The 21694-nt window shown below is 58.1% G+C and carries 26 protein-coding genes and 1 pseudogene; 17 read left to right on the top strand and 10 right to left on the bottom strand.

The features are described 5' to 3' along the window. The first annotated feature begins 330 nt into the window (after window positions 1-330). Complete coding sequence (locus GZH91_RS12175; protein WP_232522179.1) at window positions 331-2301, top strand: bifunctional diguanylate cyclase/phosphodiesterase; 1971 nt, start codon at window positions 331-333, stop codon at window positions 2299-2301. A gap of 405 nt (window positions 2302-2706) precedes the next feature. On the opposite strand, the gene glgC is transcribed toward GZH91_RS12175, so the two are convergent. From glgC to GZH91_RS12155, 4 genes are all read right to left on the bottom strand, one after another. Then, on the bottom strand, window positions 2707-3987 hold the full coding sequence (gene glgC / locus GZH91_RS12170) for a glucose-1-phosphate adenylyltransferase (RefSeq protein WP_161984202.1): 1281 nt from the start codon (window positions 3985-3987) through the stop codon (window positions 2707-2709). A 267-nt stretch (window positions 3988-4254) separates the two neighbouring features. Next, entirely contained in the window at window positions 4255-4623 is a 369-nt protein-coding gene (locus tag GZH91_RS12165; RefSeq protein ID WP_147074410.1) for a transposase, read from the bottom strand. A gap of 461 nt (window positions 4624-5084) precedes the next feature. Further along, window positions 5085-5507: a glutathione S-transferase family protein gene (locus GZH91_RS12160; protein ID WP_198415310.1), complete on the bottom strand. Its 423-nt coding sequence runs from the start codon at window positions 5505-5507 to the stop codon at window positions 5085-5087. Between the two features lie 258 nt (window positions 5508-5765). Then, window positions 5766-6599 (bottom strand): PRC-barrel domain-containing protein, encoded by an 834-nt coding sequence (locus tag GZH91_RS12155; protein ID WP_147074411.1) that lies wholly within the window; start codon window positions 6597-6599, stop codon window positions 5766-5768. 267 nt (window positions 6600-6866) lie between these two features. On the opposite strand from GZH91_RS12155, the pseudogene GZH91_RS12150 reads away from it, so the two are divergent. Next, a pseudogene (locus GZH91_RS12150) lies at window positions 6867-7024 on the top strand (transposase); the annotation flags it as partial. 19 nt (window positions 7025-7043) lie between these two features. Here GZH91_RS12150 and GZH91_RS12145 read toward each other — a convergent pair. Then, window positions 7044-7787: an SDR family oxidoreductase gene (locus tag GZH91_RS12145; protein WP_147074412.1), complete on the bottom strand. Its 744-nt coding sequence runs from the start codon at window positions 7785-7787 to the stop codon at window positions 7044-7046. Between the two features lie 283 nt (window positions 7788-8070). Between GZH91_RS12145 and GZH91_RS12140 the strand changes: the two genes are divergently transcribed. After that, window positions 8071-8409 carry a LexA family protein gene (locus GZH91_RS12140; RefSeq protein WP_408646942.1) on the top strand — a complete coding sequence of 113 codons (339 nt, stop codon included), beginning with the start codon at window positions 8071-8073 and terminating at the stop codon, window positions 8407-8409. 31 nt (window positions 8410-8440) lie between these two features. Here the strand turns inward: GZH91_RS12140 and GZH91_RS12135 are convergent, their stop codons facing one another. From GZH91_RS12135 to GZH91_RS12125, 3 genes are read right to left on the bottom strand one after another with little or no spacing between them, the layout of a single operon-like run. Further along, window positions 8441-9028, bottom strand: coding sequence for a phosphatase PAP2 family protein (locus GZH91_RS12135; protein WP_223264608.1), 588 nt, complete (start codon window positions 9026-9028; stop codon window positions 8441-8443). A 2-nt stretch (window positions 9029-9030) separates the two neighbouring features. Then, window positions 9031-9588: a DUF4337 domain-containing protein gene (locus GZH91_RS12130; protein WP_147074415.1), complete on the bottom strand. Its 558-nt coding sequence runs from the start codon at window positions 9586-9588 to the stop codon at window positions 9031-9033. Beyond that, the gene (locus GZH91_RS12125) at window positions 9585-9767 is read right to left on the bottom strand and encodes a hypothetical protein (RefSeq protein ID WP_147074416.1); all 183 of its coding nucleotides are present in this window, start codon (window positions 9765-9767) and stop codon (window positions 9585-9587) included. The genes GZH91_RS12130 and GZH91_RS12125 overlap by 4 nt, the downstream gene beginning before the upstream one ends. Between GZH91_RS12125 and GZH91_RS18425 the strand changes: the two genes are divergently transcribed. Genes GZH91_RS18425 through GZH91_RS12080 form a run of 9 tightly spaced genes read left to right on the top strand, consistent with a single transcriptional unit; the run spans window position 9757 to window position 14306 of the window. Beyond that, window positions 9757-10038, top strand: a complete 282-nt coding sequence (locus tag GZH91_RS18425; protein ID WP_147074417.1) for an EAL domain-containing protein — start codon at window positions 9757-9759, stop codon at window positions 10036-10038. The genes GZH91_RS12125 and GZH91_RS18425 overlap by 11 nt on opposite strands. Then, on the top strand, window positions 9920-10198 hold the full coding sequence (locus tag GZH91_RS12115; RefSeq protein WP_161984119.1) for a hypothetical protein: 279 nt from the start codon (window positions 9920-9922) through the stop codon (window positions 10196-10198). Before GZH91_RS18425 ends, GZH91_RS12115 begins: the two co-directional genes overlap by 119 nt. Beyond that, window positions 10167-10505: an HIRAN domain-containing protein gene (locus GZH91_RS12110; RefSeq protein ID WP_223264602.1), complete on the top strand. Its 339-nt coding sequence runs from the start codon at window positions 10167-10169 to the stop codon at window positions 10503-10505. Before GZH91_RS12115 ends, GZH91_RS12110 begins: the two co-directional genes overlap by 32 nt. A gap of 23 nt (window positions 10506-10528) precedes the next feature. Beyond that, a complete protein-coding gene (gene tsaB / locus GZH91_RS12105; RefSeq protein WP_147074419.1) occupies window positions 10529-11200 on the top strand; it encodes a tRNA (adenosine(37)-N6)-threonylcarbamoyltransferase complex dimerization subunit type 1 TsaB in 672 nt (223 codons plus the stop codon). Then, window positions 11197-11670 (top strand): ribosomal protein S18-alanine N-acetyltransferase, encoded by a 474-nt coding sequence (rimI, locus tag GZH91_RS12100; RefSeq protein ID WP_147074420.1) that lies wholly within the window; start codon window positions 11197-11199, stop codon window positions 11668-11670. Before tsaB ends, rimI begins: the two co-directional genes overlap by 4 nt. Continuing rightward, entirely contained in the window at window positions 11663-12352 is a 690-nt protein-coding gene (locus GZH91_RS12095) for a uracil-DNA glycosylase (protein WP_147074421.1), read from the top strand. Before rimI ends, GZH91_RS12095 begins: the two co-directional genes overlap by 8 nt. After that, entirely contained in the window at window positions 12345-12959 is a 615-nt protein-coding gene (locus GZH91_RS12090) for a LemA family protein (RefSeq protein ID WP_147074422.1), read from the top strand. The genes GZH91_RS12095 and GZH91_RS12090 overlap by 8 nt, the downstream gene beginning before the upstream one ends. Window positions 12960-12964: 5 nt before the next feature. Continuing rightward, window positions 12965-13801, top strand: coding sequence for a TPM domain-containing protein (locus tag GZH91_RS12085; RefSeq protein WP_147074423.1), 837 nt, complete (start codon window positions 12965-12967; stop codon window positions 13799-13801). A gap of 1 nt (window position 13802) precedes the next feature. Further along, entirely contained in the window at window positions 13803-14306 is a 504-nt protein-coding gene (locus GZH91_RS12080; RefSeq protein ID WP_147074424.1) for a TPM domain-containing protein, read from the top strand. Window positions 14307-14384: 78 nt separating this feature from the next. Here GZH91_RS12080 and GZH91_RS12075 read toward each other — a convergent pair whose 3' ends face one another. Then, window positions 14385-14708, bottom strand: a complete 324-nt coding sequence (locus GZH91_RS12075; RefSeq protein ID WP_147074425.1) for a hypothetical protein — start codon at window positions 14706-14708, stop codon at window positions 14385-14387. A gap of 119 nt (window positions 14709-14827) precedes the next feature. Here GZH91_RS12075 and GZH91_RS12070 point away from each other — a divergent pair, with 119 nt between their 5' ends. The 5 genes from GZH91_RS12070 (at window position 14828) to GZH91_RS12050 (ending at window position 21259) form a co-directional block, all read left to right on the top strand. Then, window positions 14828-15226: a hypothetical protein gene (locus GZH91_RS12070; protein ID WP_161984265.1), complete on the top strand. Its 399-nt coding sequence runs from the start codon at window positions 14828-14830 to the stop codon at window positions 15224-15226. Beyond that, on the top strand, window positions 15223-16074 hold the full coding sequence (locus GZH91_RS12065; RefSeq protein WP_147074427.1) for a CbbQ/NirQ/NorQ/GpvN family protein: 852 nt from the start codon (window positions 15223-15225) through the stop codon (window positions 16072-16074). The genes GZH91_RS12070 and GZH91_RS12065 overlap by 4 nt, the downstream gene beginning before the upstream one ends. A gap of 9 nt (window positions 16075-16083) precedes the next feature. Next, complete coding sequence (locus tag GZH91_RS12060) at window positions 16084-18615, top strand: nitric oxide reductase activation protein NorD (protein WP_147074428.1); 2532 nt, start codon at window positions 16084-16086, stop codon at window positions 18613-18615. Window positions 18616-18938: 323 nt separating this feature from the next. After that, window positions 18939-20114 carry an acetoin utilization protein AcuC gene (locus GZH91_RS12055; protein WP_147074429.1) on the top strand — a complete coding sequence of 392 codons (1176 nt, stop codon included), beginning with the start codon at window positions 18939-18941 and terminating at the stop codon, window positions 20112-20114. After that, window positions 20111-21259 (top strand): aldo/keto reductase, encoded by a 1149-nt coding sequence (locus tag GZH91_RS12050; protein WP_147074430.1) that lies wholly within the window; start codon window positions 20111-20113, stop codon window positions 21257-21259. The genes GZH91_RS12055 and GZH91_RS12050 overlap by 4 nt, the downstream gene beginning before the upstream one ends. 18 nt (window positions 21260-21277) lie before the next feature. Here GZH91_RS12050 and GZH91_RS12045 read toward each other — a convergent pair whose 3' ends face one another. Beyond that, entirely contained in the window at window positions 21278-21688 is a 411-nt protein-coding gene (locus GZH91_RS12045; RefSeq protein ID WP_147074431.1) for a TssQ family T6SS-associated lipoprotein, read from the bottom strand. Window positions 21689-21694 lie beyond the last annotated feature (6 nt).

Genomic DNA, 21694 nt, shown 5'->3' with positions numbered 1-21694 from the left:
AGTCGAGACGCTCGGTCGTCTGAGGGATGCCTAAGCGGTTTGTTTCACAGTGGATATGCTGGCTGATTTCAATTGGAATCAGCGGCTGTTTTTGTCGGCAATACCCGTGGTCTGAGTGGTTTAATGGTCAAGCAGCCTGCCCCGAGGCCGTCCCGAGGTAAGGACGCCGCGCCTATGGGCGGAGTTTGGGATGAGGATATTATTCTTTTTCTGAGACGCCGCCTATACTCAGGAAAAGACTCGGGCCTCCGATAAAATGATCACGCCCAACCGCCCCTACAGCAAGCCTCTCAGCATTTCGTGCTTGATCGCTTCATGGGGCTTCTGCTCATGAAAAAAACGCGATCATTAGCCCAATCCGACCGGCGGATACTGTGGGGCGCCCAAGCATTTTTTGTGATATTGGTTTTGTTGCTTGCCGGCGCCGCCCTCTGGCAGGCCATTGACCTGCAACAATCCATTCAAGCCAACTTTGCCAACCGCGCCAGGCTTACGGCACAACAAACAGCCAACGCAGTAGCGTCCGCCATCGATGTTCATTTCCGTGATCTGCAGTTCCTTAAAAATTCGTTTTTTGACTTGCGCACCCGCGGGTTACTACCGAGCGCGCAGGTGCTCTCCACTTTTACGGCCTTTCAGCGCACCCATCCTAATATCCCGGCCATCAACATCCAGGATCCTTCCGGCAACCGGATCATCTGGTCGAGCCGGAAACAGCCGGCAACGCCTCTTACTCTGGAGAAGGATTTCACTCCTCTGCCGCAGCACCCGGGCAGGCTGATCGGTAAGACAAGTTACGCCAGATACGCAAATGCCTGGGTGCTGACAATGCGCCAACGCATCGAGGACAATGAGGGACATGTGCTGGGCTTTATCGGTTCTCCTTTTCTTCTCTCCAGCCTCAATACCATCTACATCCCCACCGACCTGCAATCCATCCTGCTCACGAATTCCAGCAACCAGGCCATATCGGTCTGGCAGGATGGCCATTGGGCGCCACCGGATACCCGGTTGCCCGCCTCTGTGGGCGAAATAACGGTTCCAGTTCCGGGTTATCCCTGGGTTCTTCATGTGCAATGGACGGCAGCGGCGATGCATCATGCTTTCTGGCGGGTGGAGCGGGTAAGACTGGCGATCATTCTGACTGCCTTGTTATTTCTGGTTGTGATGGACGTATTTACCCAAAAAGTGCTGCGCCAATTATTGCGACTGCGCCAATATCAGGCAGCAGCGTTACTTGCTCAACAAGACATCCAGCGCCTGAATGAGCCTCAGGCGATGTATCAGCAGCTGGTGGGCATAGTGGTGACGCAGACGGAGGCTATTGGGGCTTTTATCGTGGTTCCAGAAGCGGGTAGCGAGTGGTTAAGGTATGCGGCTGCCGCAGCAGATGAGCCAGCTCTGCAGGCGGCCATGGAACAACTGACACCCTCAAGGGATCCATCACATTTCCCCTATGGCGACATGCTCCCGAGCCGGGCTTTTCGCGAGAAAACCACACAGGGGCCAGTCAATCCTCATCAATCTCCCGCGATGATGGCCGTGCAAAAACAGCACGCCGCTCTGTCACGGATCCAGAGCGTCATGGCTTTTCCGATTTTTGTGTGTGAGGACCCAGAGCCATCTGCCGTGCTGGTGATTGAGAGTGATCTCCCTGAACACTTCACGCAACCGTTGCGACAATTGCTCGAGCAATTGGCCAACACCCTCGGGCTGGCTTTGACCCAATGGCGACATCATCGTGAACTCGTGGAAGCCGGGGCGGAAATTCACAAAATGGCGTTCTATGACCCCCTGACGGGCCTCCCCAATCGTCGTCTGCTCGAATGCCATCTGGAACAGGACATGGCCCGGGCCGAACGGCACAACAAGCTCCTGGCAGTCTGCATGCTGGATCTGGATGACTTCAAACCCATCAACGATACCTATGGTCATGAGGCCGGTGATGAAGTCCTGGTAGCGATGGGCCAACGCCTGCCTAAATCGTTGCGCAAATCGGACTTCGTCGCCCGCCTGGGCGGGGATGAATTTGTCTTGCTGGTGGATGAACTCGCCAGCCAGGACGATCTGGCCCAGGTACTGACCAATATAGAGGACGCCATCAGCGCTCCCATTGCCCTGAGTAATGGCAAGACGGTTCAGATCCGTGCCAGCATAGGAGTGGCGTTCCATCCTCCGGGAGGAAAAGAAACTCCGTCCCAATTACTGCGCTTTGCCGACCAGGCTCTGTACGAAAACAAGGCGAACAAAGACAACCGTGAAAAATCCTGGGTACTGTTCAGAAGCGAAGTTCAAAAATGAAAACCGCCAGCCCAGCGTCTATTGGCGGAAGGAAGATTGGAAGTCTGGTATCACCCATCCTGGGTGATCGCGTCCGCAAAGTGATTGGACTGGACACCTTGGCTCGGCTGCGGGATAACGATGGGTGGAGCCTCTATCCGGATGAATTCCTGCCTCCTCTCGCAACGGATTATCTGACAAATCTCAGCCGGCTTGTTCTGACTCAGGTACTGGCCGATTTGCTTACCTGTCGATGAGACCACGTCTGATCATCGCGTCATCAGCACTCTGGAAGAACGGCCACAGGATCTGCATTTTGTGGGAGCCATCCAGGACCTCGCCGCCGGAATGGGCGTAGATGGTGAAACCGTTTCAGATGGGGAAAAGTTGGCCAGAAATCACTGGAAAATGGGATTTTCTATAACGTCAACGTATCTGGTGTGGGTTTTGGCCGAGCATGCCGGGCGTAATCAGGGTAATGCCGTTTTCGGTCACATAAAAACGCCGTTCGTCCTCCTTGCGGTCCACCCCCACCACCAGGCGCTCGGGTATCTTGCAGTCCTTGTCGATCACGCAGCGGCGCAGGCAGGCATGTCGGCCAATGTCGACGTTGGGCAGCACCACGGCGTCTTCCACCGTGGCGAAACTGTGGACCTGGACATTGGAAAACAACACCGAGCGGCGCACCGTGGCGCCGCTGATAAGACAGCCACCCGATACCATACTTTCGAGCGCCACGCCACGCCGCTCTTCATCATCGAACACGAATTTGGCGGGGGGAAGCTGTTCCTGGTGGGTCCAGATCGGCCATTGCCTGTCGTACAGATTGAGTTCCGGCGTGATGTTGGCCAGATCCAGATTGGCCGCCCAATAGGCATCCACCGTACCCACATCGCGCCAGTAGGGCTCGCTGCCCGGCAGGCTGCCGATGCAACTGTCCTTGAAGCTGTGCGCGTAGACGCGGTAGCGATCGATCAGGTGCGGAATGATGTTTTTGCCGAAATCGTGTTCGGAAGCGGGATCATCCGCGTCGCGAATCAGCTGTTCGTAGAGGAAGCGGGCGTTGAACACATACACGCCCATGGACACCAGCACGCGCTCCGGGTTGCCGGGCAGGGTGCTGGGGTTATCCGGCTTTTCGGCAAAACCCACCACGCGCTCATCGGCGTCCACGGTCATCACGCCAAACGCGCGCGCGTCTTCAATCGGCACCTCGATACACGCCACCGTCATGTCGGCCTCGTGGCGCACGTGGCATGCCAGCATTTCGCCGTAGTCCATTTTGTAGATGTGATCGCCCGCCAGTATCAGCACATAATCGGGTTCGTAATTACGCACAATATCCATGTTCTGGAACACCGCATCTGCGGTACCCTTGTACCAGTCCAGCTCGGAAACGCGCTGCTGCGCAGGCAACAGTTCAATGAACTCGTTGAACTCGCCGCGCAAGAACCCCCAGCCGCGCTGGATATGCTTGATCATCGAGTGCGCCTTGTACTGCGTCAGCACGCCCACGCGACGGATACCGGAATTGAGGCAATTGGAGAGCGGAAAATCGATGATGCGGAACTTGCCGCCAAACGGCACGGCGGGCTTGGCGCGCCAGTCAGTTAATTGTTTGAGTCGGGAACCGCGGCCACCGGCAAGAATCAGCGCGACGGTATTCTTGGTGAGGAGGCTGACGAAGCGCGGCAAATATTTTTGCACGGCAGGCTCCTTTTTTTTGGTGGTATAGTTAATTTCAATATAGCGTAGCAAACCGAGCGAGTGCGAATCATCGACCGATTTTTCTCCAGCATTGATTAGAAACACAGCGGGTTTATGTCATCACCTAAGCTTGTCAGTCCTTGCGACAGGTTGACAATCCGCATGTGCGTTGCTTACACGCCTGGTGCGCGTGTTGCTGACTTTCGGTTTCTTGATGTTATCCATCGGGTTCATCAGTCCGGCCATGCCCCATTCTTTCGGGCCGTGTTAAATAAGGTGAGAGAGTAGGGCGAGCCGAATCGTTATGCTGGAGGTGCATAGTCTTTCAGCCAGGCGTTGCTCCGGATCGCGTTCACCCGCCGCGTTCCTGGTGGAGCTGGGGGCATGGATGATCCTGGCATCCACCATCGTGCCCTTGGAGATCAACATCTCCTGGGCTTTGAGGTGGCCGTTGATTGCCGCCAGCAAGGGCTCTGTCAAGGCCTTCCCTTCCAGCCGGTGGCGGAACTTGAGGATAGTCGTCTCATCGGGCAACGCCGCTGTGACAGTCGTGAAGCCCGCAAAGCGCCGGATGCTTTCTATCTCGTACAGCGCGTCTTCCATCTGCCGGTCCGGAAAGTTGAACCACTGCTGCATAAGCTAAATCCGCAACATAGCGTTCAACACCATCGGTGACCTGCCGCGTCGTCCGGACTTGGGGTAGTGCGGCTCAATCACAGCCAGCAGCTCAGTCCACGGTATCACCCGCGCCATATCGGATAAAAATATTTCCCGAGGCGTTTCTTGTTGCGGCATTCTCGTTGGCAAAACTCGTTTGGCGTGGCATCTTCGGCTCGGTAACAGGGTAATCGGATGGCGATATTTTCTCGGTTTACCGGCAAATCGCAGGCGAATAAATCAGCGCTTCCCTAGACGGTCAGCGCACTGAAGCCGCCATCGGCACGGCGGTCATCAATCGGATGTGGGAAGCTGGACGCCCGAAATCCGTTCGCAGGGTGCAAAAAATTTCATAACGTCCGGATGCAAGACCAAATTTCATCCTGTTCTTATCCCTGCACCAACGCCATCAGGAAGTCACGCTCATCATCATTGTTTCTTCAGATGTGCCAGTTCCTCCAGTCCGCTGCCGCCATCCGCATCGCGGTCTGAAAACTCGGCCGCGCTTTCCAGCGCTTCCAGATACCGTCCAGATATTCGAAGCGCTCGTCGAGCGGCGTTGCATTCACAGGAAATTTCGAGAACGCAATCGCCACGCACAGTGTGATATCGGCAAAGGTCGGCGTGTCGCCGCCCAGCATCCATGGTCGGCCGTCCGACAGATGGCGGTCAACCAGCGCCGCATGGGACAGCGCTTCCTTGCGGCAGTGTTCGCCCCATTGCGGATTGTGTGTCAGTTCCAGTTTCGGACCGAGGCCTTGGTTCTTTACGTGAAACAGGGTGACGATGCGATACAGGATATGGGTCCAGACGCGGTTTTCCCACATCGTGTCCTCCCCTTGCTCCAGCGGCGATGCGCCCATGATCTTGCGGCCGGGACATTCGCCACGTTTACGTCAATAAAGTAGCCGGGGGTGTAGGGCAACGTGGCACTCACGTTGCGCCCCTGAGAACGGTAGACCATAATTCAACGCCGCGTGCGCCTGAACACGCAACGGGCATTGAAAGTCGCCGTATTCGATGATGCCCGCCTTTGCAGACGCTGGGCCAGTGATGTGCTCGGATGCCGTGTCCGGCGTCAGCACCGGGTCAGGATTTACGGTCGCAATCGTCTGCAGGGGCTATCGGTCGGGTATGGCGGATTCACTTTTCGCCTGCGTTGCCCAATAGCCGACCAGTCCATAATGTTTGTAGATGCCCATTTCCTGCTCACGATCCAGCTGCGCCGCTGAGTCGTATGGCGGAGCGTCTTTCACTGCCTGCCGCGTCAGGTTGATGGAGACCGTAGCGTCGGGCCAGCTCACGTCCTGGATCCATTGCGGCGCAATGAGCACCTGGTGACCGAGCCACCAGTTGCTCGTGTTCACAATCATGTATCGAATGGACCAGGTCTCCTCATCGACGAGCAGGCCCTGTACGTGGCCGATGTCACCATCGGTCGCCTGAATGTGATAGGTCATTACCGTTTTACACCTGCGCAGGTGGGGATCGTCATCCTGGTGCCGCGCCGCGTCAGTGCGTGCGTGAGATTCCTCCACTTCTGGACGTTCGGCATGCGGCGTCGAAACGAAGCCCGCGTAGCCTGGCATCATCATGTTCGGGTAAATTCCCCCGCCCCAGGGCATGGCGCCACCCCAATATAACGGGTAGCCGTAATACCCGAGGTACTCTATTTCGTGCTGCCGCGAAACCGGCTTCTCGGTGTCGATGGCGGGGCTGTTCTTCACTTGCTCTTTCGTGATCGAGACGGGCAGTAGCTTTTCCGTCCAGTTCGGGTGGCCGATCGCGATAGGCGAGATCAACACTTTTCGACTCGAAAGCCAGGTGCCGGTGTCGACCACGAGATAGCGGATAACCCACGCTTCGTCATCGAAATAGAAATCTTTCACGTGGCCAATGGTGCCGTCGGTCGCGCGGATCGCGTAGTCTTCCAGATCGTTCATGCTGCGTAACATATGTCCTTCTCCTTTGAGGGCGTCGAATAACGAGCATCCGGCGAATTGAAAAATCATGCCTTCGTGAGACAGATGACGAAGGTGATAGGGGTCGTGGCAATACTCCACTCCTGCGTGTAGGGTGCGCGCGGTGGAAAGCGCACGTCTGTGCGCTGTCGCACGCAGCAACATCCCGATGGCTAGTGGGATTTCCGCAAGTCAAAACAACTTGTTATCCCGCACGGTATCCGCGCTATTACCAAGTGCGTAAAAGAGATGAATCGGCAAGTCAATGAGCTGGAACTGCAAATCCAGTTGTGGCACCGGGATAACGCAGCTAGCCGGAAACTGGCAGAGATACGGGGCTGGGGCCGATCACGGCGAGCGCGATCGTCGCGACGGCAGGCGATGCACGAGAATTCAAGAACGGTCGCCGGTTGGCGGCAAGCAACAATATGACATCTATTAGATATCCTGACGGGTCGGCCTGAACAGGATTTCGTTCACGTCGATGTCGTCTGGCTGACTCATCGCAAAGGCCACGGCTCTCGCGAACGAATCGGCTGGAATGGCGATTTCATAGATCTTTCGGACACTGTCGGCGATATCAGTTTCGGTGATGCTGTTGGGCAGCTCGGTCGCAATCGCGCCAGGTGAAATGACAGTGGTGCGGATGTTATACGGCTTTACTTCCTGGCGCAGACCTTCGGATAATGCCAGCACAGCGTGCTTGGTCGCTGCATAGACGGCGCTACCGGGACGGACTTTATGTCCGGCGACCGACGCGACGTTGATGATGTGTCCTGCTTTTTGCTGCTGCATGTAGGGCAGGGCAGCGGCGATACCATACAATACGCCTTTGATATTGACATCAATCATGCGGTCCCAGTCGGCGATTTTGAGCCGTTCAAGCGGGGAGTGCGGCATCAGTCCGGCGTTATTGATCATGACGTCGATGCGTCCGTATTTTTCAACGGCGGCTTCGACCAACTGCTTGACTTGCCCGCATTGAGTGACATCGGTTTGCACGGCGATGGCTTTGCCTTCGCTGCCTGCCAACGCTTGCGCCAGCGCGCTAATCCGGTCAATCCGCCGGGCACCCAGTACCACCACGGCACCCTGCCCAGACAGATGACGCGCTGTCGCCTCGCCAAGCCCACTGCTTGCGCCCGTGATGACGACGATCTTGCCTTCGATGTTATTGCCCATGTTTACCTCCAAAGTGGGAACTTCGGCGGGATAGCCCCGCCGCTGGCGGACGTCGCAATCGCCGCCTTGATTTCTATGTCCTCGAAGCCGGGCCCCTGGCTGGTTTTCAAGCTTTCTGTCTCGTACCGGGAATGTTCGTTGCGACACGAGAGAATAGCATTTCTGATACTTTCTCGTCTGGCGAAGCATGGCCGATGTGGACCGCTCCCTGAGCGCCATCGTCTGGCATGTACGACGCTTGAACCCGTACAATTTCAATTTAACAGGCCGATGAGCAACTCTCATTAACCAGCACCTGATACTGCATCGTGAAGCGACCTTTGTGCTGCGCATGTCCGGCTGGCCAATGCGCGACGCGGGCATCCATGACGGCGACGAACCGATCGTCGATCGCTCGCTGGAACCCGCAGGCGGCAATGTCGTGATCGCCGTGCTGGACAATGAGCTGACTGCAAGCGCCTGCCTTGTAACCGGCTACTTTTTTACAGTACCTGTTCTTTCAAGCGCAGTGTCCGTGTCGGCGATGAGAAGTGAAGCAGAGGGCTTAATCTACACAGCAAGGCTTACCTTGAGGGCGCAAACAAGCCACCTCTGCGCAGACACTTTGCGGCCAACCGCCTGATCGAAGCGATCAACCCGAAAGTTGGAGCCTGCTATTCATTTTCGGTTTTCGCCTTTGCGGGGAACATCCTCTTGTGGAGCCGACGCAGCGAGTAAACGGTAAGGCAGGCAATCAACGCACCGCCCAGCACATCCACAGGGAAGTGCGCTCCCAAAACGGGGCGGGACAGGCAGACCAGCAGGGCAAAGCCCCACAATAACCAGCGTAGCGGACGGGCAGACTGGTAGGACAGGCTGGCTGCCAGCAACACCGCAAAGGTGGCGTGCCCGGAGGGAAAACTGTGATGGAATTCAGGCCGCCCCACCACCTGCACCCAGTGCGAATCCAGTGCCAGCAACGGGCGAGGAAAATTCAGCAGGAGTTTGATCTGGGTAACGATCCATCCGGTAAGCACATACCCCACTCCGAATATCAGGACATTGCTTCCGGGCAACCACAGTGGGCGCCCTGCGCTGAGCAACAAGGCCAGCGCCATATAAATTGGGTAGTTGGCATGGTCGCCCAGCGCTGTCATGGTCAGCATCAGTGCATCCCAATAGGCGCTGTGAAAACCATTGATCCACAGAAACAGCAGGCGATTCAGTCCGCCCCAGGCATACAGCGGATTATCCGGCGACATACTCACAACATTGCCAGTCCATAACCCCACAGACCAATGCCGGCAAGCGCGCAGATGGATGCAACGCTCATCAGCCAGGCACGCTTGGTCAGCGCGGTAACGGATGCCAGTGCCACCGCGATTTGAAACAGGATGATGGCCAGCGCCATTTTTTCGTGCGGCGCGCTCAAACGCGCGGCTTCTGCGTTGGCCTTGGCTGATGCCTGCTCATATTTTTCTGCGTCGACCTTGATCTTGGCTTTTTGTGCCTTGTATTTGGTTATCTCGCTATTGAACCCGCTGGTTTTGTCGGCTGGCGCCAGCGTTTTTGCCAGTTCCATCAGATGCGTTTTCGTGCTCACAGCCTGATAGTAATTCCATTGATCGGTGGCATGTGCCTTCATCAACACGGCCTCGTTTTTCTGTAACAGCACCTCGTTCATCAGATGGCTTCCCTGATAGCTCAGAACGGCGCCCAAGGCTGCCAGGATCGCGGTGAATATGGCAACCCACTGGTCCAGGGAATTGGCTTCATGGTCATGATGGGCATGATGGGGAATATGGATGCCTGAGTCGCTCATGGTAAAAATCCGGATTGATTAAAAGGAAGGTGGGTACGTATTCTGAATTGATTGGATGCTTGCATCAAGCCATTTGCTTCGCCAAAACCGGACCGTTTGCAGCCTTCCTGCCAAGGCCATTTGCCTTGAAGTGACTGAAACGCGACAATTGCCAGTCTGAGCCGGGCGATGCGTTTCATCCGTATCCTCAAAGGCTGGGACTGGCGCTTCTCCCTGGACGACTCCGGCAGCGGCATGTCCTCTTTTGCGTACCTCAAAAATCTTCAGGTGGACAGCGTCCGGGTAGACGGCGCATTTGTCCGGGACATCGACTGGCGCGGCGGTCCATGCCATGGTGGAGGCCATCAACCGCAGCGGCCACGTGATGGGGTATCCAGACGGTGGCGGAATTTGTCGGGAACGACGCCAGTATCCCTGCATATGGAGCGATTTCTGCCTGACACCATATGAGAAAGTCGCGGCATTTGATGATTTGATGTGTACGCTTAATGACAGCACGGCCAAACTTGCACATGATGGATATGAGGATAAAACCAGGCCGGATATGGGGATGGGCGAGTGCGACCGCAGCTTTGCTGTTGTCGCTGACTGCCGCGGCCGGGGTGTCTGAACATATTCTGCTGCAGTCATCGCCGCTGGCCGGATTTCAGTATTACAGCGGCAGGCAGGTGTGGGCAGAAATGCACGAAGGTGATGTGCTGGAACTGGTACGCGAGCCGCAAAATGCCTATGACCCGCGCGCGGTGCGAGTGGAATGGCACGGCATCAAGCTGGGCTATGTGCCGCGTCGCGACAACGAGGCAGTGGCGCGGCTGATGGATCGCGGTACCCGGCTGGAGGCGCGCATCAGCCGTTTGAGCGCCAGCCGCAACCCTTGGCAGCGCGTTTTGTTCGAGGTCTATCTACCCATTCGCTAGCCCGTCTCCGTTATAATCGCCGAATGAGAATTCTGGCTTTTGACACATCCACCGAGTACTGCACGGCTGCCCTGTTGATGGATGGCGATCTGACTTATCGCGAGGTTCACGCCGGGCAAACCCACTCGCAATTGCTGCTGCCCATGTGCCAGGATTTGCTGGCCGGAGCCGGGGTGAGCCTGGCGCAGCTCGATGGCATCGCATTCGGCGCCGGGCCAGGCTCGTTTACCGGGCTGCGTATCGCCTGCGCGGTGGCGCAGGGACTGGCGTTTGGTGCGGATGTGCCGGTGCTGGGCGTGGGCACCCTGCTGGCACTGGCCGAGGCGAGCGGCGCGGCGCGCGTGATCGCCTGTCTGGATGCGCGCATGGGCGAGGTTTACCATGCCGTTTATCGACGTGAGGCAAGCGACTGGATTGCTGAATCCGGGCCGCTGCTATGCGCGCCCCGGCAGGTGCCCGCTGTAGCGGGCTTGGACTGGTGCGGTTGCGGCAGCGGATTCAAAGCGTATGCTGAACCGCTGCAAGCGCGTTATGGTGCGGCGCTGGTCAGCATCTGTCCGGAACTGTATCCGCACGCACGCGAGATCGCCCGTTTGGCCATGCCACGTATCGAAGCCGGGCAGGGCATGGCGGCGGAACTGGCAGTGCCGCTGTATATTCGCGACAAGGTTGCTTTGAAAATTTGCGAACGATGAGTGCGCTGTTACATATCCAGCCGTCGTTTCGCCCGATGCGTGAAGATGACATCGACGTGGTGGTGGCGATGGAGCACGCGGTTTACCCGTTTCCGTGGACGCGCGGCAATTTCCGCGATTCGCTGCAATCCGGCTATAGCTGCTGGGTGTGTCAACACAATCAATACATCGCGGGCTACGCCGTGCTGATGCTGGCAGCGGGCGAGGCGCATTTGCTGAATATCACGGTGGGGCTTGAGTGGCAGGGTAAGGGGTGGGGCCACGCCTTCATGCAATATCTGATAGCGATTGCACGCGATTACCACGCCGAGACCATGTACCTGGAAGTGCGGCCATCCAATACCGTGGCGCGCCGTCTGTACCACAAGCTGGGGTTCGAATATGTGGCCATGCGCAAGGCGTATTACCCATCCCATTATGGCCGCGAAGATGCCGTTATCATGCTGCTGGATATGAAAAAATATGCGTGACCTGGTATTCCATGAACTGGGGCTTGCGCCACGCTGGAAGCTGCGCGGCGCAGCGGTTGCGACGCGCTCTGCGCCAGCCACGGCTGGTATTGAGGAGGTCAGCCAGATGGACTGGGATGCGCTCAGGCAGGCCGTGGCAAGCTGTACTGCCTGTCCGCTGTATGCAACCCGTACCCAGGGTGTGCTGGGCGTGGGCGATATTCATGCCGACTGGCTGTTTGTGGGCGAGGCGCCGGGCGCGGAAGAAGACGCCCAGGGTGAGCCTTTCGTCGGTGCAGCGGGCAAGCTGCTGGACGCCATGCTGGCGGCAATCCGCCTGAAACGCGGTGACAACGTATACATTGCCAACGTACTGAAATCGCGGCCGCCGGGGAACCGCAATCCCAAGCCGGAAGAAATCGCAGCCTGCCTGCCTTATCTGGTGCGCCAGGTGCAGCTCATCCAGCCTAGACTCATCGTCGCTCTCGGGCGCTTTGCCGCGCACAGCCTGCTCAATACCGACGCCAGCATCAGCAGCCTGCGCGGGCAGGTGCATCATTACCACGGCATCCCGCTGATTGTGACGTATCATCCAGCCTATCTGCTGCGCAACCTGGCGGACAAGGCGCGTGCCTGGGAAGATCTGTGTCTGGCTTTAAACACCTTGAATAATCCCATCCCTGAAGGAGAGAACAATGCGTAACTGGATGATGCCGTTCCTGCTGCTGCTTACCCTGAGTCTCAGTGGATGTGGCTACAATACATTTCAGACCACTGATGAGCAAATCAAGGCCAGCTGGGCCGAGGTGCTTAACCAGTACCAGCGCCGCGCCGATCTGGTGCCCAACCTGGTGAACGTGGTGAAAGGCTATGCCGCCCACGAAAAAGATGTGTTCACGCAAGTGACCGAAGCGCGCGCCCGGGTCGGCCAGATTCAGGCTACCCCCGAGCTGATCAATGACCCCGCGGCCTTTGCCAGATTCCAGGCCGCGCAACGCGACATGAGCAATTCGCTGTCGCGCCTGATGCTGGTTGCTGAAAATTACCCGCAACTCAAGGCGGACGGGGTATTTCGTGACCTGCAGGCACAGCTGGAAGGCACCGAAAATCGCATCGCCGTCGCGCGTAAACGTTATATAGACGCGGTGCAGGAATACAACAACACCGTACGCCGGTTCCCCAGCAACCTCACTGCCATGGTGATGGGCTACAAGGTCAAGCCCAGCTTTACGGTGGAGAACGAGAAAGAAATTTCGAAAGCGCCCAAAGTCGATTTTGGCGCACCCGCCAGTCCGGTTCCGGCGCAGTAGGTCCGATGAAACGCTGGCTGGCGGCGCTGGCCGCCTTGCTGTATGTGGTCTTGACCAGCCCGATACTGGCCGCGGTGGCGGTGCCTGCACTCAAGGCGCACGTCACCGATCTCACCGATACCCTCACCTCAGCTCAGGTAGCCAGCCTGGAGCAGCAACTGTCTGACTTTGAAAAACGCAAAGGCAGCCAGCTGGCCGTGCTGATCGTGCCCACCGTTGCCCCGGAGGCGATTGAGCAATACGCCATACGCGTGGCTGAGACGTGGAAACTGGGACGCAAGGGCGTGGATGACGGTGTGCTCCTGCTGGTCGCCAAAAACGACCATGCCCTGCGCATCGAAGTGGGCTATGGCCTGGAAGGCGTGATTCCGGATGCCATCGCCAAGCGCGTCATCGCCGAGACCATCGTGCCGCATTTTAAACAAAACGATTTCGCCGGTGGGATACAGGCCGGGGTGGATCAGATCATCAGACTGATAGACGGCGAAGCGCTGCCGCCGGTCAAGACGCAAACTCAAAACAGCAGCAGCGATCCGCTCGGTTTGCTGTTTATCGTAGTGGTTGCGGCGGCCTTCATTGGCCAGGTGCTGCGCGCGGTGTTTGGACGCTTTCTGGGTTCAGGCATGGCAGCAGCAGCAGTAGGCGGGCTGGGCTGGCTGGTGCTGGGCTCGGCGCTGATGGCGTCCCTCGCGGGTGTGCTGGTGTTTTTTGTAGTGTTTTCCGGAATTAACCTGGGGCGTGGCGGCGGTGGTTTTGGTGGAGGCGGATTCGGCGGCGGTTCGGGCGGATTCGGTGGCGGGGGCGGCGGCTTTGGTGGTGGCGGCGCGTCGGGGAGATGGTGAGATGAATCTCATGCGTGTGTTCAAACATCTGCTGCATTTCCCGTGGCGCGTGCATCGCGTATTCCCGGCACACACCCTGCGTGCGATCGAGTCCGCCATCCATGACTCCGAGCAGTACCATTGTGGTGAACTGCGCTTTGCCGTGGAAGGCGCGCTGGATATTGCTGAGCTATGGCACGGCGTGTCTGCACGCGAGCGGGCCCTGAACGTTTTCGCCGATCTGCGCGTGTGGGATACCGAACACAACAACGGCGTGCTGATTTATCTGTTGTTGGCTGACCGCGATGTGGAGATTGTCGCCGACCGGGGTATCCACGGGCATATTGCGGCGGGCGAATGGGAGGCCGTTTGTCGCGCCATGGAAGCACTGTTGCGGCACGGGAAATATGAAGCGGCGGCATTGCAGGGTGTGGCTTTGGTGGGGGAACTGCTACAGCGCCATTATCCCGCGCAAGGCAGAAAGCGCAACGAACTGGATAATCGGCCGGTAGTGGTGAAGCGTTAGCTCATAACCAGACAGCCCGCGATTCATTCGCGGGCTGTCTGGGTTTGGCTCTGATTCGAAAGCATAACCGATTGGGGTTTAACCAATCCAGGCGTGTTCCATCACATCCAGGCGCAGGTCTTGCGCGAATTTCTCGCCGTTGCCTTCCACCGACAGGGTGACTACGCGCACGCCGGGGGTGGCGAAGGAAATTTCATGGGTATAGGTGCCGGGCGCGTTGACGGTCTGCTCATGCAGCGTCTTGCCGGTGCTATCCAGCAGTTTGCATTTGACTGCGCCGGTGCCGTCAACCAATGCCTGGATGCGGAAGTTCTCGTTGGCGCTGCGGCGGTACACTTCCGGATCGCGGTTGGCGTTGTACTGCAGATTGTTGACCTTGACGAGCTTGACCAGCTTTTTCATATCAGCATTCCATAATTTAATAAAGTTGAGTAAAATTATCAGGTATTGCGTATTTCACAATCTGCTAATTTTATTCTTAAACTCCTGACCGGTCTAGTAAGCAAATGGATCACATCGCATTGATTCAAACATTTGAACAGGTAGACGCGCAAATCGTCGACCTGGAACGCATCCTCAACGAACGTGGTTCGCTGCCCCTGCACCAGACGGTCGAGCACGCCATGGCGCTGACCAAGCAGCTCATCATCGCTTACATAGCCGATGTGGGTGAAAAAACGCTGCCCAATCAGGCCGATGATCTGCTCGACGTGTTCAAGGCGCTGGTAAAAAGCGATCCGTCGTGGAACACCATCCGCGACAACTGCCGCGAGCTGGTTTATTACCGCAATTGCATTGCCATGGCGCGCCTGGATGCGCTTCCGCATAACCCGGAAAAAATGGCCGTGCGCACGCTGCGCCACCTGTATTTATTCATGAAAACGCGCTGCATGCGTGAAGACCGACTGGAGATGGCATGAAAGGTTTTTTGAACCGTTTGCGCGGGGTTGAGCGCGACATTATTCAGCAGCCGGTGGACGATGCCGCTGGAGCGCCGTATTACGAAGCGCAGAAAAATGAAGTCGAAATTTTCGAAGCCGCCTACAAAAAACGCCTGCCGGTGATGCTGAAAGGCCCCACCGGCTGCGGCAAGACGCGTTTTCTGGAATATATGGCATGGCGCCTGAAGCGGCCGCTGGTGACGGTTTCCTGCCATGAAGACCTGACCAGTTCCGATCTGGTGGGTCGCTTTTTGCTCGAAGGTGAAGCCACCGTGTGGCAGGACGGCCCGCTCACCCGCGCGGTGAAGGCGGGCGCCATCTGCTATCTGGACGAAATCGTCGAGGCGCGCACCGACAGCACGGTGATCATCCACCCGCTCACCGACCACCGCCGCCAGCTGCCGCTGGAAAAGAAGGGTCAGGAAATCGAGGCGCACGAGGACTTCATGCTGGTGATTTCCTACAATCCCGGCTACCAGACCGTGCTGAAAGACCTCAAGCCGTCCACCAAGCAGCGTTTTATCGGTATCAATTTCGATTATCCGCGTGAAGAAATCGAACGCAAAATCATCCAGAACGAAGTGCCGGAACTGGACACAACACAAGTCGAAAAACTGGTTGCCACGGGTCGCCGCGCCCGTACCCTGAAAGACCACGGACTGGAAGAAGCGACCTCCACACGTGCGCTGGTGTACGCCGGCAACATGATGGTTGCGGGCATCGAGCCGGTGGAAGCGTGCAAGGCCGCGCTGGTCAATCCGGTGACGGACGACCCGGAACTGGCCGAGGCGCTGATGGAAATCATCAAGGCGCATTTTGCTGTTTGATTTGAGCTGATGACACAACCCGAAATTCTCGCCGCCATCCAGCAGGCGCTGGCCGATCTGGAGCAGATCAGCTTCGTGGCCCACCGTGATACCAGGGAAGCGCTGGACGCCATCCAGAGTCAAGGGGATGAAATCGCACTGGAATGGGTGCGCGCCTGCAAAGCCTTGTTTCAGCACGATCGCGACGCCGGCAAGGCGTTCATACGCGGCAGTCGTGCGGCGCTGGAGGCAGGCCACACGGTGCTGCCATGGATGCATCAGGCGCTGTGCTTTCTACAGTGGCGCGGCTCCTGGAAAGCATTGGATGGATTCATGGACCAACTGCCCGCTGCCTATCACATTCTGGGAGCAGCAGGCGAAGCACGCTGGGCAGAGCTGGGTATTGCCTGGTGCGGGCGTCATCTGGAATCGGGTGCGACTTATTTCCGTTGCCCGGTTGCGGAACTGGCCGCCACGCACGGCATCGCCGGCGTGGAAGAGCTGGTATTGCCGGCAGAGAACCTGTTCAGCCAGCGTCGTCTGGCGCTTGCCACCTATCTTCCCGGCGCAATCCGGGTGCGCAATCTGCTCGGCGTGGAAGCGGTACAACCCTGGGCCAAGCGCGGCGCGGACATTCTACAGGCGGGGCGGCTGCGCGGCGAAGCATTCTTCAAGCTGGAATCGGAAGAAAGCATGGCCATGCTGCTGGAGAATCTGCCCGGTTTTCGTACGCCGGAGCACCAGCGTTTATTACAATTAATTCTTTATGCCTGGTTTGGCGAGAATTTCGATCTGCTGGACGGCAACTGGTCGCCGGATAAGGGCCGCGCCTTTGTCGAAACCGACGGCGCGGCGCTGTATTTGCCCATTGCCTTGCCCAGCCGTGAGGTAGCCATCCTGGCGCTGTTGCATGCCGCCGGACATCTGACGTTCCACTCCTTCGAGCGGCGCTATATCGAGGCGCTGTTCCACGAAGTCGGGCGCGAACACCCGCCCCTGGATGCGGACAAGCGCATCACCTGGCGGCCCTTGTTCGCCGCCTTTGGCGAGGACATGATCCGCTTTCAGCTGATTTTCGACCTGTGTGAAGACTTGCGCGTGGATGCGCGCATCGGTGCGCGCGTGCCGAATTACCTGAACCGTCTGCTGGCGGCGGCAGAAGCGGCTGTAGTGCCTGAAGGCGCGCCTGCTGCTTACTTCGAACTGGCGCGCGCAACGCTGCGCTGGGCGGCCTCGGGTGCGCCGGAGCAAGCAGAAATGGAAGCAGTGCGCCCCCTACTGGATGAATCGGCCACTATTGTGGACGCGTTTCGCATTGCCAAGTCGATTTATACGGATACCCCTCTGCCGCCGATGACGCTGGCCGAGCGCGAACACGCTTACCTGCCGGGCCGTTCTCCCAATGCCGCGCGCCCGGTGTATCCGCGCCGCGAACTGGATCACGGCGAATTCGGCACCGGCACCGAAGACCAGGACGACGCGGTCAAGAATACCGAGATCAAGCCCAACCCGGAAAACAAGGAAATCCCCAAGCACGCCGCCGGCGAAGACCCCGATTTCGATATTCCGCCCGAGGAGACGACTGGATCCGGCGGCCGCGTCGGCGTAGGCATACCCCAGCCCGCTCACGTGACAGGCCATGCGCGCGGCGCGGAGTACAGCGAGAAGGGCAAGCCCTACGCCGAATGGGATTACCGCGACGGGCGCTACAAGCGCAACTGGGCGTGGGTGCAGGAAAAAGAACTCACCGAGCTGGACGCTGACGAGGCGGCCAGGCTGCTCACGCACTATGCGCCGGCGCTGAAACGCCTGAAACGCGCCATCCAGACGCAGAAACCGGCGCGCATGGCGCCGCTGCGGCGCCAGTTCGACGGCGATGAACTGGATCTGGAAGCGGCCCTTGGCTATATCGCCGAAAAGCGCGCCGGCATGTCGCCCAAGGCCAATATCTACCGGCAAAGAGTGATGCAGCACCGCGACACCGCGGTCACCCTGCTGGCGGATATCTCCACCTCGATCATGCAGCCCTGCGCGGAAGGCGGCGGGCGCGTGGTGGATCACATCCGCGCCGGCATGCTGCTGTTCGCCGAGAGCATGGAGGAGGTGGGCGATCCGTATAGTCTGGCGGCCTTTGCTTCCAAGTACCGCGACAATGTCAGCTATTACCGCATCAAGGGTTTCGATCAGCGTCTGACCCCGCACGTGCGCGCCGTGCTGGGTGGCTTGTCGGGGCGGCTCGCCACGCGCATGGGCGCCGCCCTCCGTCACGCGGTGAAAGGTTTCGACCAGGCGCCGTCTCAGCGCCGTTTGTTGCTGATCCTGTCCGATGGGCGTCCGGCGGACTACGACGACGGCGGCGACGAACGCTACCTGCACGAGGATACGCGCATGGCGGTGAAAGAGGCGGTGGATGCCGGCGTGCATCCGTTCTGCATTACCCTGGACGCCGCCGGCAGCCAGTACCTGCCGCAGATTTTCGGGCCCGGGCATTATCTGGTGCTGGATCGCATTAATGACTTGCCCAAGAAACTGCCCGAGGTTTACCTGCGGCTGAGGAAATGAGTTGTTGGTAGGCAGGATTTAGCAGGATTCCTCAGGATTTGCAGGAAAAGGCAAAAACAATTCTTGAACCTGAAAACGGCTATTGAACCATTACGGAGAACACCGGGGAAATGGGGTTCTGCGGGTTGGGCGGCTTGCCGCCCAACCCGCAGAACCAAAGACTTTGGAACTCAACTGCTCTTACCCGGCAGATGATATGAGCAACCGCGCAACGCACTGATTTTACCCGTGCTCCCCGTGGTGTGTGCTTTTTCCGGGTTGAAATGGATTTTGTTCTGTCAATCCTGAGAAATCCTGTTAATCCTGTCTGATTTCAACACCAAATGAATCCACTGCCCACCCGCAAAGCCACTTTTATCGGCGCGTCGAAATACCGGCGCAAGGCCTACGGCAGCAATCACCCGCTGGCGATCCCGCGGGTTTCGCTGACGTATGACCTCATCCACGCCTACGGTGCGCTTACCGACGCAGAATTTCTGCAGGCGCGCAAGGCGGCGGATTTCGAGCTGGAATGGTTCCACACTCCCGAATATGTCTCGGCCTTCAAGCGTGCCGAGGTATTGGGTCGCGTCAGCAATCCGACGCGCAAGCAGCACAACCTCGGCACGCTGGAAAATCCTTACTTCGAGCAGTTTTTCACCATCCCTGCCACTGCCACCGGGGCTTCCGTGCAAGCTGCGGAGGAGGTCATCCGCGGTCGTATCGGTTTCAACCCGGCGGGCGGGATGCACCATGCACGCCCGGATCGTGCGCTTGGGTTTTGTTACTTCAACGACCCGGTGTTGGGCATTTTGCGGCTGCGCCGCGAAGCTTGGCGGGTACTCTATGTGGATATTGACGCTCACCACGGCGACGGTGTGGAAGCAGCATTCCTGGCTGATCCCGAGGTGTTTACCCTTTCCCTGCACATGGATACCGGCTACGCCTATCCCTTCAGCGGTGGGCAACTGGGCGACGCGGGCACGGCCGAATCCGGCCACACCAGCCTGAATGTGCCGCTGCCCCAGGGTACACATGACGCCGAATACCGCTTGTTGTTCGAGGCAGTATGGCAGCCCTTGCTGGACAAATTCAAACCAGACGCGGTGGTGCTGCAGGCCGGTACCGACATGATCTTCGCTGACCCGCTGGGCAAGCTTGGCCTTTCCACTCAGTGTTTTCTGGAAACCGCCCGGGTGATTCTGGAAACCGCACCCTGCCACGCCGACGCCACCCCGCGCTTGCTGGTGACGGGCGGCGGCGGGTATCATCCGCTGGTGCTGGCGCGTGCCTGGACCGGGCTGTGGGCGCTGCTGTCCGGACGCGATCTGGCGGAAGCGATACCCGCTGCCGGCGCGCAAGCACTGCGTGCGGTGGAGTGGGATATGGACGAAGACGAGGACTACTTCGAACAGCTTTTCATCTCGCGCCTGGACCGGCTCGAAAGCCGCCCGGTGCGTCCGGAAATCCATGCCCTTATCGAACAGATTCAGCAACATCCTTACCTGAAAAACACATGACCACACCCCTCATCCCCGGCCATTGCACGATGATGGCCAGCAAGCAATACGCGTCCAGTTTCGGCAAGGATTGCGCCGAAGGCCATTACAGCGACTTTCTCAATGTCCACCTGCGCCTGTCTTCCATCGGCATCGGTACCTTCCCGGGTGCGCCGACCGACGAGGTGGACGCGCAATACGTCGAAATCATCGCGCAGGCGCTGACCCACGGCATCAACGTGGTGGATACGGGAGCGCATTATCGTTATGGGCGTTCCCCGGCTGCGGTGGGTGCGGGCGTGAAAAAAGCGCTCGCGACGGGTGTCAAACGCGAGCAGATGTTTCTGGTATCCAAAGGCGGTTTCCTGAGTTTTCGCGACGGTCCGCCGCCGGACCTGCAAGCCTGGTTCCAGAGCGAGATCGTGGCGAAGGGGCTGGGGCGCGCAGAAGACCTCACCCAGGCGCACTGCATCAGCCCGGAATACATCGGTTTTCAGCTGGAGCTGTCACGCCGGCTGATGGGGGTGGAAACCCTTGACGCTTTCCTGATCGACCAGCCCGAAGTCCACATCCCCGTCATCGGCAAGGATCGGCTCAATAAAAAGCTGGAAAAAGTGTTCATGGTGCTGGAGCAGGCGGTCAAGGACAAAAAACTGCGTTATTACGGCATTTCGACTTTCAATGGTTTTCGTGTGGAAACCGACAATCCGCTGTTTCAGTCCATCACCTCCATGCAGGGCCACGCTGAAAAAGCCGCGCGTGCGATCTGGAAAGACGACCAGGCCAAGCACCAGTTCAAGGTGGTGCAAATGCCGTTCAACCAGGTCATGCAGGAAGGTTTTACCCGCTTCAGCCAGACTACCGGTCAGGGCAATATCGGCTCCACCATTCAGGCCGCACACCAGCTGGGCGTTTATCTCATGGCCAGCCACACTCTGTTCAAGGGGCATCTCGCCAGCCAGGCCATGGACGCTGTGATTCAGGCCATGCCCATGATGCAGAATCACGCCCAGCGCGCGCTCCAGTTCAACCGCTCGACACCCGGGGTAGGCACGACGCTGGTGGGTGTGAGCACACCAGCGCATCTGGATGACGTGCTGGCGGTAGCGAAGTTGCCACCGCTGGAAAAAACGGCTTATCTGAAAATGTATCAACGGACGGAATAGCCATCGGCTGTTCAGGCTTTACCTTTTTTGCTGGCTCTGTTCTGCCTGCACCTTGCGGAAGACGGGCCCCCAAATGGGATGGCCTGCCTCAGCGGCGCTCAATTCGAAGCCGGGGTTGATCTCCAGCGCCCTCTTGAACTGTTCCCGGCATTGTTTTTCCCGTTCAGAAACGCAATCTATAAACGCCAGATATTTATGCGCTGTCACTTGATCGCTCTTAAATGTCAGTCCGTTATTCAGGGCATTTTGCAGATACTTTGCGGCCATCTGGTAATGGCCATTTTCGTAATTTTTAAGTCCCGCGGAAAGTTCCTGTTCCGCTTTGCGGGGTGCCAATTTGTCTAGCCCCATATCTCTGATGGGGGTGGACGAGCAGGCGGTTGCAAGAAATACAACTGGCAAGAGCAGAAACAACAATCGAATTGGCACAGGCGA

Source organism: Sulfuriferula plumbiphila (assembly GCF_009938015.1).
GTDB classification, from domain to species: domain Bacteria; phylum Pseudomonadota; class Gammaproteobacteria; order Burkholderiales; family Sulfuriferulaceae; genus Sulfuriferula; species Sulfuriferula plumbiphila.
The sequence above is the reverse complement of the archived record's forward strand: the minus strand, read 5'-3'. Positions and strand labels throughout refer to the sequence as shown.

Excerpts from the sequence above, each read along its gene's own strand:
- GZH91_RS12060 (WP_147074428.1), top strand. The coding sequence starts at position 16,084 with ATGACACAACCCGAAATTCTCGCCGCCATCCAGCAGGCGCTGGCCGAT.
- tsaB (WP_147074419.1), top strand. The coding sequence starts at position 10,529 with ATGAGAATTCTGGCTTTTGACACATCCACCGAGTACTGCACGGCTGCC.
- GZH91_RS12075 (WP_147074425.1), bottom strand. The coding sequence starts at position 14,708 with ATGAAAAAGCTGGTCAAGCTCGTCAAGGTCAACAATCTGCAGTACAAC.
- GZH91_RS12115 (WP_161984119.1), top strand. The coding sequence starts at position 9,920 with ATGGTGGAGGCCATCAACCGCAGCGGCCACGTGATGGGGTATCCAGAC.
- GZH91_RS12125 (WP_147074416.1), bottom strand. The coding sequence starts at position 9,767 with ATGAAACGCATCGCCCGGCTCAGACTGGCAATTGTCGCGTTTCAGTCA.
- GZH91_RS12055 (WP_147074429.1), top strand. The coding sequence starts at position 18,939 with ATGAATCCACTGCCCACCCGCAAAGCCACTTTTATCGGCGCGTCGAAA.
- GZH91_RS12145 (WP_147074412.1), bottom strand. The coding sequence starts at position 7,787 with ATGGGCAATAACATCGAAGGCAAGATCGTCGTCATCACGGGCGCAAGC.
- GZH91_RS12155 (WP_147074411.1), bottom strand. The coding sequence starts at position 6,599 with ATGTTACGCAGCATGAACGATCTGGAAGACTACGCGATCCGCGCGACC.
- GZH91_RS12165 (WP_147074410.1), bottom strand. The coding sequence starts at position 4,623 with ATGCAGCAGTGGTTCAACTTTCCGGACCGGCAGATGGAAGACGCGCTG.
- GZH91_RS12135 (WP_223264608.1), bottom strand. The coding sequence starts at position 9,028 with ATGTCGCCGGATAATCCGCTGTATGCCTGGGGCGGACTGAATCGCCTG.
- GZH91_RS12095 (WP_147074421.1), top strand. The coding sequence starts at position 11,663 with ATGCGTGACCTGGTATTCCATGAACTGGGGCTTGCGCCACGCTGGAAG.
- GZH91_RS12085 (WP_147074423.1), top strand. The coding sequence starts at position 12,965 with ATGAAACGCTGGCTGGCGGCGCTGGCCGCCTTGCTGTATGTGGTCTTG.
- GZH91_RS18425 (WP_147074417.1), top strand. The coding sequence starts at position 9,757 with ATGCGTTTCATCCGTATCCTCAAAGGCTGGGACTGGCGCTTCTCCCTG.
- GZH91_RS12065 (WP_147074427.1), top strand. The coding sequence starts at position 15,223 with ATGAAAGGTTTTTTGAACCGTTTGCGCGGGGTTGAGCGCGACATTATT.
- GZH91_RS12160 (WP_198415310.1), bottom strand. The coding sequence starts at position 5,507 with ATGGGCGCATCGCCGCTGGAGCAAGGGGAGGACACGATGTGGGAAAAC.
- rimI (WP_147074420.1), top strand. The coding sequence starts at position 11,197 with ATGAGTGCGCTGTTACATATCCAGCCGTCGTTTCGCCCGATGCGTGAA.
- GZH91_RS12050 (WP_147074430.1), top strand. The coding sequence starts at position 20,111 with ATGACCACACCCCTCATCCCCGGCCATTGCACGATGATGGCCAGCAAG.
- GZH91_RS12175 (WP_232522179.1), top strand. The coding sequence starts at position 331 with ATGAAAAAAACGCGATCATTAGCCCAATCCGACCGGCGGATACTGTGG.
- GZH91_RS12090 (WP_147074422.1), top strand. The coding sequence starts at position 12,345 with ATGCGTAACTGGATGATGCCGTTCCTGCTGCTGCTTACCCTGAGTCTC.
- GZH91_RS12080 (WP_147074424.1), top strand. The coding sequence starts at position 13,803 with ATGAATCTCATGCGTGTGTTCAAACATCTGCTGCATTTCCCGTGGCGC.
- GZH91_RS12130 (WP_147074415.1), bottom strand. The coding sequence starts at position 9,588 with ATGAGCGACTCAGGCATCCATATTCCCCATCATGCCCATCATGACCAT.